This is a genomic window from Specibacter sp. NPDC078692, from assembly GCF_040686835.1.
Lineage (GTDB): Bacteria > Actinomycetota > Actinomycetes > Actinomycetales > Micrococcaceae > Specibacter.
The window spans coordinates 91,505-108,282 of record NZ_JBFBLV010000006.1 but is presented as its reverse complement, the minus strand read 5'-3'; the positions used below and the strand labels follow the sequence as shown (position 1 = coordinate 108,282).

General features: G+C 61.2%; 15 protein-coding genes and 3 pseudogenes. 14 read left to right on the top strand and 4 right to left on the bottom strand.

The window, feature by feature from the left end; genetic code table 11:
• The first annotated feature begins 73 nt into the window (after positions 1-73).
• The 7 genes from AB0O97_RS06640 (at position 74) to AB0O97_RS06610 (ending at position 5,346) form a co-directional block, all read left to right on the top strand.
• Positions 74-742 carry a response regulator transcription factor gene (locus tag AB0O97_RS06640; protein ID WP_181036232.1) on the top strand — a complete coding sequence of 223 codons (669 nt, stop codon included), beginning with the start codon at positions 74-76 and terminating at the stop codon, positions 740-742.
• Positions 739-1,959 carry a HAMP domain-containing sensor histidine kinase gene (locus AB0O97_RS06635; protein WP_104112069.1) on the top strand — a complete coding sequence of 407 codons (1,221 nt, stop codon included), beginning with the start codon at positions 739-741 and terminating at the stop codon, positions 1,957-1,959. The genes AB0O97_RS06640 and AB0O97_RS06635 overlap by 4 nt, the downstream gene beginning before the upstream one ends.
• 108 nt (positions 1,960-2,067) lie before the next feature.
• A complete protein-coding gene (locus AB0O97_RS06630; protein WP_146073287.1) occupies positions 2,068-2,346 on the top strand; it encodes a hypothetical protein in 279 nt (92 codons plus the stop codon).
• A 1-nt stretch (position 2,347) separates the two neighbouring features.
• On the top strand, positions 2,348-3,307 hold the full coding sequence (locus AB0O97_RS06625) for an FAD:protein FMN transferase (protein ID WP_258069129.1): 960 nt from the start codon (positions 2,348-2,350) through the stop codon (positions 3,305-3,307).
• Positions 3,300-3,857, top strand: coding sequence for a ferric reductase-like transmembrane domain-containing protein (locus AB0O97_RS06620; RefSeq protein ID WP_258069130.1), 558 nt, complete (start codon positions 3,300-3,302; stop codon positions 3,855-3,857). The genes AB0O97_RS06625 and AB0O97_RS06620 overlap by 8 nt, the downstream gene beginning before the upstream one ends.
• Positions 3,854-5,107, top strand: coding sequence for an NADH-ubiquinone oxidoreductase-F iron-sulfur binding region domain-containing protein (locus tag AB0O97_RS06615; RefSeq protein WP_104112071.1), 1,254 nt, complete (start codon positions 3,854-3,856; stop codon positions 5,105-5,107). Before AB0O97_RS06620 ends, AB0O97_RS06615 begins: the two co-directional genes overlap by 4 nt.
• Positions 5,104-5,346 carry a ferredoxin gene (locus AB0O97_RS06610; RefSeq protein ID WP_104112072.1) on the top strand — a complete coding sequence of 81 codons (243 nt, stop codon included), beginning with the start codon at positions 5,104-5,106 and terminating at the stop codon, positions 5,344-5,346. Before AB0O97_RS06615 ends, AB0O97_RS06610 begins: the two co-directional genes overlap by 4 nt.
• Before the next feature lie 50 nt (positions 5,347-5,396).
• Here AB0O97_RS06610 and AB0O97_RS06605 read toward each other — a convergent pair whose 3' ends face one another.
• Complete coding sequence (locus tag AB0O97_RS06605) at positions 5,397-6,119, bottom strand: VIT family protein (protein ID WP_104112073.1); 723 nt, start codon at positions 6,117-6,119, stop codon at positions 5,397-5,399.
• A 342-nt stretch (positions 6,120-6,461) separates the two neighbouring features.
• On the opposite strand from AB0O97_RS06605, the gene AB0O97_RS06600 reads away from it, so the two are divergent.
• From AB0O97_RS06600 to AB0O97_RS06570, 7 genes and pseudogenes are all read left to right on the top strand, one after another.
• The gene (locus tag AB0O97_RS06600) at positions 6,462-7,586 is read left to right on the top strand and encodes an FAD-binding oxidoreductase (RefSeq protein ID WP_363881254.1); all 1,125 of its coding nucleotides are present in this window, start codon (positions 6,462-6,464) and stop codon (positions 7,584-7,586) included.
• 76 nt (positions 7,587-7,662) lie between these two features.
• On the top strand, positions 7,663-8,895 hold the full coding sequence (locus AB0O97_RS06595; protein ID WP_104112146.1) for an MFS transporter: 1,233 nt from the start codon (positions 7,663-7,665) through the stop codon (positions 8,893-8,895).
• 1 nt (position 8,896) lies between these two features.
• Complete coding sequence (locus AB0O97_RS06590) at positions 8,897-9,256, top strand: metalloregulator ArsR/SmtB family transcription factor (protein WP_104112145.1); 360 nt, start codon at positions 8,897-8,899, stop codon at positions 9,254-9,256.
• Positions 9,257-9,450: 194 nt separating this feature from the next.
• Complete coding sequence (locus AB0O97_RS06585) at positions 9,451-9,969, top strand: peptidase (protein WP_258069140.1); 519 nt, start codon at positions 9,451-9,453, stop codon at positions 9,967-9,969.
• A 799-nt stretch (positions 9,970-10,768) separates the two neighbouring features.
• A pseudogene (locus tag AB0O97_RS06580) lies at positions 10,769-12,334 on the top strand (DDE-type integrase/transposase/recombinase); the annotation flags it as partial.
• 105 nt (positions 12,335-12,439) lie between these two features.
• Positions 12,440-12,859 (top strand): annotated as a pseudogene (locus tag AB0O97_RS06575) (TniB family NTP-binding protein); the annotation flags it as partial.
• Positions 12,860-12,906: 47 nt separating this feature from the next.
• Positions 12,907-13,518: a recombinase family protein gene (locus tag AB0O97_RS06570; protein WP_104112019.1), complete on the top strand. Its 612-nt coding sequence runs from the start codon at positions 12,907-12,909 to the stop codon at positions 13,516-13,518.
• 97 nt (positions 13,519-13,615) lie between these two features.
• Here AB0O97_RS06570 and AB0O97_RS06565 read toward each other — a convergent pair.
• From AB0O97_RS06565 to AB0O97_RS06555, 3 genes and pseudogenes are all read right to left on the bottom strand, one after another.
• A pseudogene (locus AB0O97_RS06565) lies at positions 13,616-14,910 on the bottom strand (MFS transporter).
• A 94-nt stretch (positions 14,911-15,004) separates the two neighbouring features.
• Complete coding sequence (locus AB0O97_RS06560; protein ID WP_104112020.1) at positions 15,005-16,501, bottom strand: multicopper oxidase family protein; 1,497 nt, start codon at positions 16,499-16,501, stop codon at positions 15,005-15,007.
• Positions 16,498-16,749 (bottom strand): hypothetical protein, encoded by a 252-nt coding sequence (locus tag AB0O97_RS06555; protein WP_104112021.1) that lies wholly within the window; start codon positions 16,747-16,749, stop codon positions 16,498-16,500. Before AB0O97_RS06555 ends, AB0O97_RS06560 begins: the two co-directional genes overlap by 4 nt.
• Positions 16,750-16,778: the final 29 nt, after the last annotated feature.

The window sequence follows — 16,778 nt, the reverse complement described above, 5'->3', positions numbered from 1 at the left end:
ACCTTTCACCGGTAGGAGATTATTCTAAAATTCCTGACATTCAGACCTCGCCGCGGAGCTTATACTTCACTTCATGGAGGATGATCCTTGTGTGTTGGTGGTGGAGGATGATGCGGCGTTGGCGGCAATGCTGGCAGAGCTGCTGGGTGGCGAAGGCTATGAGGTGGTGGTGGCAGGTGATGGCCAACGTGCCCTTCATGAGGGTCTCAGTCGGCATTTTGATGTGATGGTGATGGATCGTGGTCTGCCGGCTATTGAGGGTTTGGACGTCTTGGAACGCCTTCGTCGCAAAGGGGTGTCCACTCCGGCGCTCGTACTTTCGGCCTTGAGTAATCCTGCAGACCGCGTTGAGGGCCTGAACCGGGGGGCTGAGGACTATTTGGGTAAGCCCTTTGACATTGATGAACTGCTTGCGCGGGTCAGGTCTCTGCTCAGGCGCCACTCCGACACTTCTACCCTGGTGAGGGTTCCGGGTGGATCGTTGGATGTTGGTACCCGGATGGTGTCATTGGATAATGTGGGCATGGTGATGCTGTCCGAGAGGGAAAGCGAGTTTTTGGAACATCTTGCGCGGCGGCCCCAGCAGGTCTTTACCAGGGATGGTCTTTTGGAGTCGGTGTTCGCCGATGCCGATGACGGTGGCGTGGTTGATACGTATGTGCACTATCTTCGCAAGAAACTGGGCCGCTCGTGTGTGCTGACGGTGCGGGGACGCGGCTACGTTTTGGGACCACTGGTGTGAATACCCGGGATGTGGGAGAGCTTCGCCGTTCGGTGGTCCGGCTGGCGCTGCAGTTTACTGTGCTGATTGTGGTTCTTTTGGCTGTGATGGGCGCTCTGTTGTACTCGATCGTTGCAAGCGGCACGGCGGAGGCCGTGAACAAAACACTGTTGGGGGCAACCCAGATCGACTCTCCGCGTGACGCACCCGCAGGCGTCTACGTCGCGATTGCCGACAAAGGACAGATTAAGACCTCTTCAGCCATGCCCGCAGGGCTCCCGGACCAAACAGCCATGAACCGTGTGGGCGCTTCGCAGTCGGATGAACAACAAAGTCTCGCGTTGGGCGGGCATAGCTACGAGGTGCTGACCACCATTCGCGGGGACAAGGTGGTTCAGGCCGCTGTAGACACTCACGAGAGCAGCGAGTCATTGAACCGCCTGGTGTGGTCCATGGCGATAGTCGGGACGGTGGCAGCCTTGCTCGCTGCCGCCGCGTCGGTGTGGATGGCTGCGCGTGCCATGCGGCCACTGGCCTACAGCCTGGCCTTGCAGCGACGGTTCGTGGCCGATGCCAGCCACGAACTCAGAACGCCGTTAACTTTGCTAAGCACACGCTCCCAGCTCCTGCGCAGGAAGCTCGAGGTGCCCGGAACTGATTATTCCAGGGAAGCTGCCTCAACGGAGGTCAGTGCAATTGTCGAGGACTCACGGCTGCTCACAGGAATTCTCGACGACTTGTTGATTTCCGTCGACCCCCGCACTGCTGTGGCCCACACCGTGGTGGACCTGTCAGGGGTTTCCCGCAATGCTGTCTCCCTGGCCATGCCCCAGGCCGCGCAACAGTCCATCCGGTTGAACCAACCCGGCGCGGGCGTGCCTGTTCTGGTTCAAGGATCGCCGGTTGCACTGCTGCGCGTCTTTACCGCATTGATAGCCAACGCATTGGACCACGCCCGGAGCGAAGTCAACGTAGCTGTGAGCATCAAGGGTGCCGACGCATGCATTGAGGTCTCTGACGACGGCCCCGGATTTATGCCAGGAACCGAGTCTCGTGTCTTTGAAAGGTTCTCGTCACGGCGCCAGGCCTCCGGGAGTGTGGGGCCACCACGTCATTACGGGCTGGGTCTGGCGCTGGTGGCAGAGATCGTGGCATTGCACAACGGCAAGATCACGGTGGGATCCGCCCCCAGTGGCGGTGCCGCGGTCAGGATCCTTGTGCCCTTGGCATCCAAGTAGCGCAGAGCCATTCATCGCAGTTTGCTGGTCCTGTCTAAGAAAGCACAAAGATTCCGTAGGGATGATGGAAGTAAGGATATTTCATCAGCAACCAGACCGGAGCAGACCATGACGAAGAGAAGTAGCGGAAAGCAATGGGCGTTCAACCTCACCACTGCCGTCACCGTGGGTAGCTTTGCGGTTCTCGGCATTGGTGCCATTGCCGTGGATCAAGCCACCGGGATCCCCGGAACAAGCACCAAATCCGTCACCAGCCGTGACAATGGCAGGACCTCACAAATCAAGGTCCCAAGCCAAAGTAGTGGCTCCTATGGTGGATACTCCGATGGTAATTCGGTACAGTCCGGCAACGGCGCGGCCGTCAACGGCACATCGTCGGGGTCCTGACATGGAGTCCACGTCATGGACGGTGTGGGGGCTGGAAGCGTCCATCACCGTCACGGAGCCCTCGCTGGCATCCGCCGCAGAGCTGGTGGTCCGGGAAGAAATTGCAGGCGTCGACGACGCCTGCAGCCGATTCCGTGAAGATTCGGAACTTGTGCGCCTGCAACCCAGACTTTCTTCCGGAGCAACGGTGAGCCCGTTGCTGGCAATGCTGGTTGAGTCTGCGCTCGATGCTGCTGCGTGGACTGACGGAGATGTGGACCCTACCCTGGGCAGGGACCTCGAAGCGCTGGGCTACGATCGGGACTTAGCCGAGGTCCGCCTTGGCCCGCGGGGGGCTGTGATCCATGACCCGCGGGGGCAGCAGCGATCCACCGGCTGGAGCCAGGTACGCCTTGTGGGGCGGAAGCTAAGCGTTCCTGAACATCTGCGCCTAGATTTAGGGGCGACTGCCAAGGCAGTCGCTGCCGACCTTGCCGCACAACGGGTCGCTGCGGAGCTGGGATGTGGGATTCTGGTTTCCCTGGGCGGGGATATTGCCACGGCCGGCCCGGCGCCTGAGGGGGGCTGGCAGGTGCTGGTGCAGGACCTGCCCGGGGATCCCCGGCAGCAGGTCACCCTGCGCGCGGGCCATGCCATGGCAACCTCCAGTACCCAGAAACGACGGTGGCAGCACGCGGGCCGCACCGTTCACCACATTCTTGACCCTAGGTTCGGGCTTCCGGCGGACCCAGTCTGGCGTTCCGTGTCGGTGGCTGCGCCGTCGTGCTTGCTAGCAAATACTTTCAGCACGGCGGGGATTGTCCGGGGCTTTGCCGCCGTTGAATGGTTTGACCGTGTTGGCGTCTCCGCACGTCTGGTCGACGTGCGGGGGCGAGTGTCCACGACGGCGGGCTGGCCCGAGGACGGGAACCAGGATGAACGGGAAAGCATGCCCATGAAGGGAGGGGAGTCGGATGGATAACGCCTTGTGGGCTTTTGGCCGGATGAGTGGTGTGGTCTCGTTGGTCCTGTTCAGCGTCACAGTCATACTGGGGATACTGAACAGGTCTGGCAGGCCCCTGTTTGCCATTCCGAGGTTCTCCGTGACGTTATTGCACCGCAACGTATCTTTGCTGGCAACAGTTTTCTTGGTGTTCCATATCGTGGCGTTAATGCTGGATTCGTACGCGAAGCTCAACGTGATTGACGTATTTGTTCCGTTCTTGGGCGGCTTCAAGCCGTTCTGGCAGGGCCTGGGCACGGTGGCCTTTGATCTGGTTCTTGCCGTGGTGGCCACCGGGCTGCTGCGGCACCGTTTGGGGCAGCGGAGCTTTCGCGCCATCCATTGGCTTAGCTACGCGATGTGGCCGATTGCTCTGGGCCATGCCGTTGGCAACGGCACCGACGGCACCAGCAAGTGGTTTCTTGTGCTTGCCGCAGGATCCCTTGCCGCCGTGGGCGCAGCGGCGGCATGGCGGCTATCAGCGAACTTTTTGGAAACCGCCAAAGCCCGGCAAGGCGGCCTATCATGACAACTCTAGGAGCAGCAGGACCTGCCGTGGATACCGTCAGGGGCAGTGCCGGAACGCCTCAGCTCTTTGCCGCCGGTTCCAACGCGGGCCTGACCGAACATGAACAAGCCTTCGGGCCATTATCCCTGGAATCCATCGACGCGGGCTTCATCGCGGTGTTGGAAGAGTCCGGCCTGACAGGGAGGGGCGGAGCGGCTTTCTCCTCTTGGCAGAAGGTTGCGGCCACGGCCCAGGGTCGTGGCGCAGCGTTGATGCCGGCCAAACCGGTGGTCATTGCCAACGGTGCCGAAGGCGAACCTCTCAGCTTCAAGGACAAGACCCTGCTCGCCCATGCACCCCACTTGGTCATTGACGGGCTCCTGATCGCCGGCCGGGCAGTATCAGCGTCGCTGCTCTACATCTACACAACGCCGGCGGCCCTGCCCGCGGTGGAAGCCGCCGTGGCCGGACGCCGCGATGTCCGCAGAATCAAGGTGGTCCGGGCCGCAGAGACATTTATTTCAGGTGAGGCAAGCGCCGTAGTCAACAGCATCGCCACCGGTGTTGCACTACCTCTGGATAACCGCCGTCGCCTCAGCGAATCAGGACTCAAAGGCAGACCCACCCTCGTGTTGAACGTGGAGACTCTGGCCCATGTTGCCCTTATTGCCCGGTATGGGTCCGGGTGGTTCCGGGGAGCGGGCTCGGAACGGGACCCAGGGACCAGGCTCGTCTCGGTCTCCGGCCAAGGTGCCGGGCAGGTTCTGGAGGTGGAAGGGGACGCACAGTTCTGCGACGTACTATCAAGTGCCGGAGTGGACCTCTCCACTGTAGGTGCCGTGCTGGTGGGTGGCTATCACGGCCGGTGGATCCGGGACTTGGAATGTCGGCTGTCTCCCTCGGGGCAGGGGGAGAACGCGGTAAACCCCGGCGCGGGAGTGCTCCATATACTCCCTACGCAGGAGTGCGGGCTCGAGGCCACCGCACGGATCCTTGACTACCTTGCCCATGCCTCCGCGAAACAATGCGGTCCCTGCATGTTTGGCCTGCCGGCCATGGCCCGTGTCCTGACCGCCATCGCCTACGGAGACCGAAACCCACGACTCGTTCTTGAACTGGAACGTCTCACCAAGCTCGTCGGCGGTCGGGGTGCCTGCCATCATCCCGACGGGACAGCACGGCTGGTCAGCAGTGCGCTGGAGATATTCTCCGACGATGTGAACGCCCATCTTTTGGGAACCTGCACCAGAACAACCAGGAGGGCAACATGACTGAAATACTCCACATCGACTGGACCCGCTGCGACGGGCGGGGGCTGTGCACAGAACTGTTGCCCACCGTTTTGGTCCGTGACGACTGGGGCTACCCCCTCGCACTGCACGCCACCAATGGTGACCGCAGCAATCCCGCCGTCAGTCCCGGAAATGTTGAAGCGGCCCGCGAAGCTGTCCATTTGTGCCCCAAGCTGGCTCTCAGTCTGGCCCCGCAACAAGCCAAATCCCGACAATAGAAGAGCCCGACGGAAACGCCCACGCAACGGCTGGACAAACGCGGGAGTGGCTACATTATCCCGCTTGCCCCGAGGGCGGTGCCGATTCCGTATGTCGCCGCGAGGGCCAAGGCTCCACCGACTACCAGGCGCAGTGCAGACGTGGTTTTGGAGCTTCCCCCGATGGAAGCGCTCACCGTTCCCGTCAGGGCAAGGGCGAACAGTACCGCCAAGAACGTCACCGGGATCCGCCATTCCGCCGGCGGCAGCAAGATGGCCAACAGAGGCAGGATCGCACCAACAGTAAACGCAGCTGCCGAAGCGTAAGCTGCCTGCCAAGGATTTACTTCCTCATGCTGACTGATGTTCAGTTCAGCGGCCAGATGCGCTGATAAGGCATCATGGGCGCTCAGCTCAAGAGCCACCTGTGCCGCAGTGGCTTCGCTGAGGCCCTGCGCACAGTAGATCCCGGTGAGTTCGGCCAACTCAGCGTCCGGGTCCTCAGCCAGTTCTCGGCGTTCCTTCTCGATGAGTGCGCGTTGGCTGTCCCGCTGGCTGCTCACAGATACATACTCACCTAGCGCCATGGAAACAGCGCCGCCAACCACTGCGGCGATTCCGGCCACAAGAATGGGGGCAGGTAAGTTCGTCACGCCTGCGACTCCCACGACAGTGGCGGCGACGGACACAATACCGTCGTTGGCGCCGAGAACCCCGGCCCGCAACCAGTTCAGGCGTCCGGCGATATTGGCGGTGTGTGGTTCATTGTCATGGAAACCAAGTAATTCACTCATGCGCTCAAAATAGCAGCTCGGTCAGATCGAAAATACTTAGTGGATGCTCACAGTTTGCCGTGGCGGCCTTGCCTGGCCAAGACATTGGGGGTTTCTGGCTGTGGGACCTGACTGCGTTCGGTGGATGTGGCCCCGGGCAGCTTCTTTCAGGGGTCAGTGCTGTGCCGGCAGCCAATGCTCGCATAACGATCGTTCAACTGGACGGCGGAGAGGTTCCGCCCTCTAAGTGTTTTCGGACGATGTATGGAACTCCGAATCTCGTTCTCCTTTTAGTTTTTTTACGGTCCGTTCAACGCTCCGCGGTAGTCTGCCGATTGGGGCGGGCATCCTTGGTTCGGCGTCATCGTCGCGGACGCTGGGGCAACACTGCAGGCACTGCATCAGCTCACGATTGCCGAAGGCTGGGGACTTCCAGTGCTCCCAGGGACCTCCCACATCACGGTGGGCGGGGCCATAGCAAGCGATGTCCACGGAAAAAACCACGCCCAACAAGGGTCCTTTGGCCAACACCTGCTCGGACTGGATCTCATGCTGGGCTGCGGGGACATCGTGCGCATGTCCCCGGAGACCACCCCGGACGGCTTTTGGGCGACGGTGGGAGGAATGGGCCTGACCGGAATCATTGTCTCCGCAACAATCCAGCTCCAACGCCTGGAAACGTCATACCTGAGGGTGGAACGTGGGAAAACAAGAACTCTGGAAGAATCCATGGACCTCATCGCCGCCTCGACGCAAACACCATCCCACGCCGTCGCCTGGATAGACGCAACCCACCACCAGCTGCGCGGATTGGTGGACATCAGCACCCCGGCAACAGCAGGGATGCTGCCCGCAGCTTTGCAGGGAACGCCGATGTCACCACACGGGCCCACGATGCGCAGCATGGCCTCCTTCCCAGGCCAAGGCATCATAAACCGCCGAAGCGTTGCTGCCGCCAACGCAGTGCGCTGGAGGTTTCCCGGCAATAACGGTCCCAAAATAGTTCACTTCACCACGGCGCTGAACACCTTGGACGGAGCTGATTTCTGGCCGGCAGCGTTCGGAAAGCAGGGCCTAATCCAATACCAATTCTCAGTACCAGCCAACGGAGTGCATATTCTCCGGCGAGTCTTGGAAGATCTCCAAAGTGCCGGTCATGCCCCGGCACTTGCCGTCTTAAAGTCCTTCGGGGCAGCCGGGAAAGGCCTGCTGTCCTTCCCGCAACCAGGATGGACACTGGCCTTGGACTTTCCTGCCCAAACTCTAGGACTCACTACAGTGCTGTCACACCTGGATGAAGTCGTCGCAACCGCGGGAGGACGCGTCTACCTCACCAAGGACAGCAGACTCTCTGCCAGCATGCTTCCCCGGATGTATCCGGAACTGTTGCACTGGCAACAGATCAGAAACCTTAAACGAGAAGATGTGTCCAGCTCTGCCCGAGGATCATCTCCGGCATCGGATTGTCGCAGTGCCCTAAAGAACTAAGGAATTAAAGTGCATGAGTGCGTACCTGTGCACTTTAACGGTATGGTGAGTTCGTTGATTCTTGAAAGGGGTCCTGATGCTTGCTGTGTTTCGGGTGCGGGCATACCGTAAATTGTTTACTGCCCAGGTGGTCGCTCTGCTCGGGACGGGTCTGCTGACCGTGGCTTTGGGGCTGTTGGCTTTTGATTTGGCTGGGGATCGGGCCGGGGCTGTGTTGGGGACAGCGTTGACCATTAAAATGGCGGCCTATGTTTTCGTGGCTCCGATCATGGCGGCTTTGGTGGAGCGTCTGCCGCGCAAAGTGGTCTTGGTTGGGGCGGATTTGGTCCGCGCTGGGATCGCTTTGTCTTTGCCCTTCGTAGATCAGGAATGGCAGATCTATGTCCTGATTTTCATTCTGCAGTCGGCCTCTGCCACCTTCACCCCAGCCTTTCAGGCCTTGATCCCGGTGATTCTGCCTCAAGAAAGGGACTATACCCGGGCGTTGTCACTGTCCCGTCTGGCTTACGACCTAGAATCTTTAGTCAGCCCAATGATTGCCGCCGTACTCCTGACCGTAATCTCCTACAACAACCTTTTCTTAGGGACAACTGCCGGGTTCCTGGCCTCGGGAGTACTGGTGATCACCACCGTCTTACCGGTGGTCCCAGTAACGAGAAACAATGGTTCGGTGCTGCACCGCACGACGTTGGGCGCCCGGATCTTTGCACGAGCCCCGTCCCTGCGGGGGTTGATGGCACTGAACTTGGTTGTGGCAGCAGCCACGGCACTTGTACTGGTCAACACGGTGGTCTACGTCCGGGAAATCTACGGACTGACCAATACGGATGTGGCGGTGGCACTGGCATGTTTCGGGGCTGGTTCGATGGTGGTGGCGTTGACTGCGCCGCGACTGTTGGAGCGAGTTGCCGATAGATCCTTGATGGTCGCCGGAGCCGTCGTGTTGTCCATTGGTCTGGCCGTTACGGTGTTCATTTCTACCTCCGCTTTCCCTTGGTGGTTACTTCTGGCACTGTGGATGGTGTTGGGGGCAGGGACGTCGATGATTAACACGCCCTCTGCCCGGTTGTTGCGCCGTGCCGCGACGGATACAACCAGGTCTTACATATTTACCGCGCAGTTCTCCCTTTCTCATGCCTGCTTCATGATCACCTACCCGGTGGCCGGGTGGATCGGAGCTTGGATGGGCCAGCCAGCGGCCGCGCTGGTCCTAGTGGTCCTCGCTACACTGGGCACCGGGGCAGCAGTCAAACTCTGGCCAGCACACCCCATGGAAGAGATGCTGGAAACAGCACAGGAAGGTGCATGAGATGACCCAGGCGCAGCCCGTACCAGAACCGAGTTTGCACCACCCAAACGAGCCAGATACGGAACGGTTGGAGGCGGCGACCTCAACGTTTCGGATGCTCGCAGACCCCACCCGGCTACACATCCTGTGGCTGCTGTCGCAGGAACCAGCAGATGTGAGCCAGCTCGTGGCACGTACTGGAGCGAGCCGCACCTCGGTCAGCCAGCACCTAGCCAAACTACGTTTCAGCGCACTGGTTTCCACCCGGAAAGAGCATCGCCACGTGATCTACTCGATCTCCGACGGGCACCTAGGCCGACTAGTCCAAGAAGGCCTCAACCATGCTGATCACCGGGTGAGTGGGGAACCAACCCACGAATAACCCCACCCTCACCACAGGTCCGGAACAGACCACAGCTGAAAGGACGCCAAATTTACCACCGCGCCTCTTTGCAGATATTTCGGGTTGAAGTCGTCGCTGCAACCGCGCTTTTTCTAGCGGATATGCGGTGCCCAAGCCCGACGAAACGCTAATCAAGACCATTACGGGTCCGGTGCGCGAAAACGGTGCTGTCATTGAGCCTTTCACGCACCACGTTTATCGATGAGAAAGCCAGACTTATGAGGGACTCACGGGGTGGCCAGAATCTACTGGCAAGCATCCCCGGCCACGGCACTTTCACTATGACCGCGGAGGCGGTGACCATGATCGACGTGTTCGGCGGTGTTCTGCACTGCTACCTAGGAAACGGTGGCTGCCGCAAACAGGGCCTGTATTTCTCACGGACTGAACCGAAGAAGCAGCTTCGATGCCTACTCAACGGCCCGGAGCGGGAAGAATCGCATACCGGCGATGAGTGGGACCTCCTGTCAACTGGGGACGAGATGCTGATCAGTGTCAGCCACGAACTGGCACCTAAACTTGACGGCGCCGTCTTGGACTTCGGGCAGTACAACAAGATTCAACGCTTCGTGTGGCTAACGATGCCCGCCGTCAAAGGACCAGCCTGCACCTGCCTACGCTCCATCGGACCATCGGCAGGAAAACGCTCGCCCTGCCTCGACGACCAACGGATCGGTCTGACCGACCTATAAAAAACGAAACCCGCCACGACTACCAACGGGGTGGCAAGGGATAAGGCAAAGATACGAAAGAACTGCGCTGTCCTGGCACAATCGTCCGCAAGACACGAGTGCTGGTTATAAGCCGCTATTCCAGTAGTCTGCATTCTCTCGCTGTCATGGTCCGGGCTGTGGGGCTACCTTCTGGCCGACCTTCGATCAATTTATTGGTAACGCAGGCCTCACCAGCGGCACCTCACGGGCGGAAGACCTCACTAGCTTGTTGATGCCACTCAACCGCCCTCCATAACCGTGGCAGTGGTAAGCCGCGTAGGCAGGAGCCATCCATCGATAGATGGGAGCGCAACCCAAGCGGTGCCTCCCCGGTAGCGGAACCGTGGCCGGGCATTGGCCCCAAACTAGCTAACCAGCCCAAGCGACGTGTGATGCCGAACGGGTATAAATCTTCGTCACTTCGTAAACGCCGGATCTCATGAGTTTGTATGTGCCAAAGTCCGCGGCTCCACGCCAATGACTGATGCGGTGTCCAGTGAGTCAGCTGAAGGACCTCTCAGGGTTCTCTTTGCATCCTCGGGTGTCGTTTTCAGAAGGCGATTGCACAAATGTCCAAAGTCGTTAGCACTTGGTCTTTTGCTCAGAAGTGCTTAGCACGGAAATTTCAGAAGTCGATAGCACGTTTCACCACTTTTTAGGTCGATGCCCTTGATTTCTAGCGGGATTGGGGTGGATCCTTGGGTATGGCCGGGTGCGTGAGGGTTGCCGTATTGCCCGAATTAAGTCCGCCGGTGACTCTTCTCGAGGGGGGGCTGACGTGGACTCTGATATTGCACCAATCAAGGGGCGCGGGTTGCTGTCGTTACCGGATGATGTCTGGGATGTTGCCCGCCGTCGGACTGAGGTCATTGCGCCGCTGGCCGGGCTGGAGACCATCGGGCACCTGGCTGCGGACGAAGCCGCCCGGAGACTGGGTATCTCTCGGCGGCAGGTGTACCTGCTGATCAAGCACTACCGTGAGGGTGACCGCCTGGTGACAGATGTGGCCCCAGACACTCCAATGGAGGGCAAGGCAAGAACCGGTTGCCTGAACCTGTTGAGACGGTGATTGAAGAGCTGATCCGCAAACGCTTTCTGAGTCGACGAAAGCTTTCCCAGGCGGTGCTTTATCGTGAAGTCATTCAGGCCTGTCGCTCCAAAGACCTTCCTGTGCCGGCGCGCAATACTGTCACCAGGAGAATAGTGGCCCTGCACCCTGTAGAGGTCAAGCGCAGGCGCGAGGGCCGGGCCGCTGTCCGACCCTTGCAGTCAGCAGGGGACACTGTCCCGGTGATCGTGGCACCGTTGGATCAGGTGCAGATCGATCACAACGTGATTGATCTGATTATTATCGATGATCGTGAGCGGCAGCCGATCGGCAGGCCCTATCTGACGGTTGCCATTGATGTGTATAGCCGATGTCTGCTGGGCATGGTCGTCACCTTGGAAGCGCCGTCGGCGGTTTCGGTGGGTTTCTGCATCGCCCAGATGGCTTCAGATAAGCGACCTTGGTTGGAGGGTCTTGGTGTGGACGTGGCATGGCCGATGAGTGGCAAACCCAGAAAACTGTATTTGGATAACGCCGCAGAATTTAAAAGCGAGGCGTTGCGTCGGGGTTGTGAACAACACGGGATCAAGCTCAGTTACCGCCCGCCGGGACGGCCTCATTACGGGGGGCATCGTGGAGCGCATTATCGGGACCGTCATGCAGCGGGTTCACGAACTGCCGGGAACAACGTTCTCCAATCCGGGGCAGCGCGGTGACTATGATGCCGAAAAAATGTCCGCCTTGACCCTGGCAGAGCTTGAGCGCTGGCTGACGATCGCAGTGGCTGGCTATCACGGCAGTATTCACGGCACGCTGAAGCAAACACCGGCCGGGCGGTGGGAGCAGGGTGTGGCCGAGTTCGGGCCACAACCATTGGCCGTGCACCCGGCCGCGTTCCTCATAGATTTTTTGCCAGTCATCCGTCGCAGAATTACTCGCACGGGAATCGTCATTGACCACGTCCACTACTTCGCGAATGCGCTCAAACCGTGGATTGCGCGGCGGAACAGTGAGGATAAGTTCATTATCCGACGGGACCCTCGAGATATCAGCAGGAACTGGGTGCTGGAACCGGAAGGGGAAGTCTATATAGAAGTGCCGTACCGCAATGTTTCCCACCCGGCGGTAACGCTGTGGGAACACAAGCAAGCATCAGCACGCCTGCACCAGCAAGGACATGACCAGGTCAATGAGGATGCCTTGTTCCGCATGGTCGAGCAAATGCGCACGATCACCACGACGGCCCAGAAGGCCACCCGCCGATCGCGCCGGGATTTGCAGAGACGGAAGCATCTCCATACCACTGAAAGCGCCAAAACACCTGTAGTGCCAGCAGATGAAGAACCTCCTCAGGAGGGCTACACGGCGTCGGCTGTTCCATTCGATGAGGTGGAGCCATGCATTGATGACTACCCAACACCGGATCTTTCCCACCTCCTGCCCTGGGCTCAGACCATCGCCCGTTTGCCGGCGGGCGAACGTATTCAGCGAATCCGGGCCGATCGTTGGATCGGATATCCCCAAGCTGTGAAGGCCCTGACCCGGCTTGAAACACTCTTTGACTGGCCAGCTAAGCAACGCATGCCCAACCCGCTATTGATCGGGCCAACGAACAACGGTAAATCCATGATCATCGAACGGTTCCGCCGCCAACACCCATCTGAGTCCATGGCGGACCGGGAAAACATCCCCGTTTTATGCGTTCAAATGCCCTCCGAACCATCTATACCCCGGTTCTATGCGGCTGTGCTTGCAGCGCTCGGCGCTCCGACCGGTCCCCGACGACGCGTTCCTGAATTGGAACAACTCGCACTGACTGTTTCGCTTGTCACTTAAACGAACGTATAAATAACAAAGGAGAACCGCCCGTGCTCCTTGGTTACATGCGTGTCTCAAAGGCCGACGGCTCGCAGACGACGGACCTCCAGCGCGACGCCCTCCTGGCCGCCGGCATCGAAGTGGACTCCCTATATGAGGACAGGGCCTCCGGAAAGAAGGATGACCGGCCCCAGCTGGCAGCCTGTCTCAAAGCCCTGCGCCACGGCGACACTTTGGTCGTCTGGAAACTGGACCGGCTCGGACGGGACCTGCTTCATCTGGTCAACATCGTCCACGACCTGACCGAACGCGGCGTCGGCTTGAAAGTCCTAACCGGCCAGGGCGCGGCCATCGACACCACTACCGCCTCCGGCAAGCTCGTCTTCGGAATCTTCGCCGCCCTCGCCGAGTTCGAACGCGAACTCATTTCCGAACGCACCATCGCCGGCCTCGCCTCCGCCCGGGCCCGCGGCCGCAACGGCGGCCGCCCCTACAAAATGACCCCCGCAAAACTTCGGCTGGCGATGGCGTCCATGGGCAAGCCGGGCACCAAGATCGGCGATCTCTGCACCGAACTCGGCGTCACCCGCCAAACCCTGTACCGGCACGTATCACCCACCGGGGAACTGCGTCCGGACGGTGAGAAACTTTTTGCCAGATAGTCTGCCGGGTGGTGAACGGGGAACGGGAAGTGCCTAAGCCTACGGTTCAGCGCCGCCGCGAGCCAATTACCCCGCCGCTGCTCTTATCCTCTGTGTGTCAGCCTGCGGGGTGGCGGGTTATGTGGTCAGTGGGGCGCAGGCGTGCGGCAACGATGATGCCGGAGAGCGCAGTCAGGCCGGCGACGACGGCGACGGCTGCCGGGATGCCGTACGCGTCGGCGATGAGGCCGGAGAGTAGGGCGCCGACGGCGAACCCGCCATCGCGCCACAGCCGGTATATTCCAACTGAACGCGCCCGCCATTCGGGGTGGGCAACATCGCCGATCGCTGCCAGCAGTGTGGGGTAGACCATGGCGGTGCCGGCGCCGAGCAGAATGACGGCGGCAAGCCAGGTGCCGAAGTCATGTCCTGCGGCGATCATGCCGAGCGCGAGGGCTTGGACGAGCATGCCTCCAGTGATCAGGGGTTTGCGCCCGATCCGGTCCGAAAGGGCACCGGTGATCAACTGTCCGGCGCCCCAGACTGCCGGGTAAACGGCGGCGAGGACCCCGATGCGTTCGATGCTTAGCCCTGCGGCGGCGAACAGGACGGGGAACAGTCCCCAGGCGAGGCCGTCGTTGAGGTTGTTCACCATCCCAGCCTGGCTGACGGAGGACAGTGACTTGTCCCGGAAGCTGGTCAGAGTGAACACCTCACGGTTGCTCAGCCCGGCATGGCTGTCGGCGTGGGCCGGGACGTGAAGCGCGGCTTCGGCTTTGGAGTGGTGGTGGGTTTCGCGGATGGTCAATACGGAGAGGCCGAGTCCGACAGCGATGAAGGCAGCGCCGAGCAGGAACGGCCCTGGACGCAGTCCGTAGGCGGAGGCGATGTAGCCGGTGGCCAGTGCGGTGCCCGCGACCCCCAGATAGCCGGCCGCTTCGTTCAGCCCCATGGCCAAGCCGCGCCGTTCGGGGCCGACGAGGTCCATTTTCATCATGACGGTGGTGGACCAGGTCATGCCCTGGCTGATGCCCAGCACCACATTGGCAGCGACGATCCAACCCCAGGTCGGCCCGAAGATCAGCAACACCGAGACGGGAATGGCGATGAGCCAGCCGGCGACCAGAACGGGTTTACGGCCGTACCGGTCCGAGAGGGTACCGGCGAAGTAGTTGGTGGCGGCTTTAGCCAGACCAAACGCCAGAATGTAGGTCAGCGCTGACGTGTACTCATCGAGGTGGAAGACTTTCCGGCCAGCAGCGGCAGGACCGTGCGCTCCTGGCCGAGGGTCCCGCCCACGAGGGCGTTGACGGCAACGAGCAGCAGGAACTGCGCCAAATTCTGCCGCAGTCCCAGCGTGATGGCCTCTGTTGTTCTACGCTGCCGGCGGGGTGGGACATTGCCTGAGGCCATTGGCGGATCCTGTCGATCTTCGGGTTCGGGTAGCTGGCTGATCCAACGGCAGAGTCCCGGTAGAACAGGGGTTTCTCCGGCGGGCGGTGGCAGGTCAGCGGGCCTGGACGGTGGCCATCATGCCTTGGTCTTCGTGGTCCAGGATGTGGCAGTGGATCACGGTACGGCCGGGGAAGTCCTCGAAAGCCACCCGGACTTTCACCTGGCCGCGGGCGGGAACGTTGACCACGTCCTGCCATCTGGGTTCCGTTATGTTACGGTCGCCGTCGTGGATGACCTGCATGGGCCACACGTGCAGGTGGACGGGGTGGTCCATGGGGCTCGAGTTGGTCAGGGTCCATTCCTCCACGGTCCCGGCGGCGGCCGTCTCGTCGAGCCGTTCGGGGTCGAACTTCCGCCCGTTGATGGTGAAGGCCATCATGCTGCCCGGTCCGCCCCCCATGCCTCGGCCTGTGATTCCGTCCATGGTTGCGTTCATTCCCATGGCGAAGTTCAGGGTGCGGGTGGCGGTGACCGGTTCGTTGCGCAGATCCCGCAGGGGCCTGCCCTGTGGTACCGGCCCCGGGGCGGTGCCGGCGTTTCCCGTGACGGCCAGGGTGAGCAGTTCGGCCGGTCCGGCGCCGGATTGGTTGTTGCCGCTCGTGGTCCCGCCCATCATGGTGTTCATGTTGCCGCGGTCCACGGGGGCCGCCGTGAGGGTAGAGGATCCGTCGCGGGTGTTCACGAGCAGTTCTACGCGGTTGCCGGGGGCGAGCACTACTTCGGTGACGTCCTCGGGGACCGGCAGGCGTCCGAGGTCACGGCTGAGCAGCTGGACCTGCTGTCCATCCAGGGCCAGGCGCAGGTAGCGGGAGGGGCAGGCGTTGATGATCCGCCACCGTTCGCGTTCTCCGGGCGCGGCGCGCAGTTGCGGGCGGAGTTGGCCGTTGACCAGGACGATCTGCCCTTCGCGTCCCATCATCTGCTGCATCTGGGTTACTTCGGTGAGATTGCCGTCGGCGTCGAGGGACAGGTCGGAGACCACCATTACCCGTTCCCGGGTGACCGGAACCGGGTCGGGGTCCTCCACCACGATGGCGCCGTAGAGGCCGGCGGCGACCTGGTCGGCGACGTGCCCGTGGCGGTGAGGGTGGTACCAGTAGGTCCCCGGCGGGTGGTCCGCGGGCAGGGTGAACTCGTAGTCGAAGGACCCGCCGGGGTCAATGCTGACGAAGGGGTTGTCGCTGTTGGCCTGGGGGGAGACGTGCAATCCGTGCACGTGCAGGTTGGTGGGAGCCTGCAGCCCGTTGCGCATTCTGACCCGGATCGTGTCGCCCGCGCGGACCCGCAGGGTCGGGCCAGGCAGGGAACCGTTGAACGCCTGGACGTTGGCCTCCCGCCCGCCGATCCGGATCCTTGCCGGTGCGGCGGTCAGGTCCAGTTCCAGCACCCGGTCGCGGCTGGCCAGCATCTGGGGTTGTGTTAGGCCCTGACCCCCGGTGTATCCGGAGCCGGTCCCGGTGGTCAGCCACAGCCCGGCGCCGCCGGCAGCCGTGGCGCCGGCCCCGATTGCACCCAGCGACAGCAGCTGGCGGCGAGTCAAAGGCCTCACCGCCCGTCCTCCTCCAGGATCCTGCTCCGTTCTTGGTATTCCTCGGTGCTGATCTCCCCGCGAGCGTAACGCCCCTCAAGGATCTCCCGGGCAGGGCCCGCACCCGTGCGTGGCGGCCCGTGCCTGTCAGTGGCGTTGCGGTTGAAGGCTTTAACCAGCACCACAGCGAGTAGGATTACGCCGGCGATCAGCAGAACCCAGAAAATCCAGGCCAGCCCCATCCCGCCCATACCAAAGCCGTTCATCATCAAAGGGTTTCCTTGTCTCTTGTTTGTGC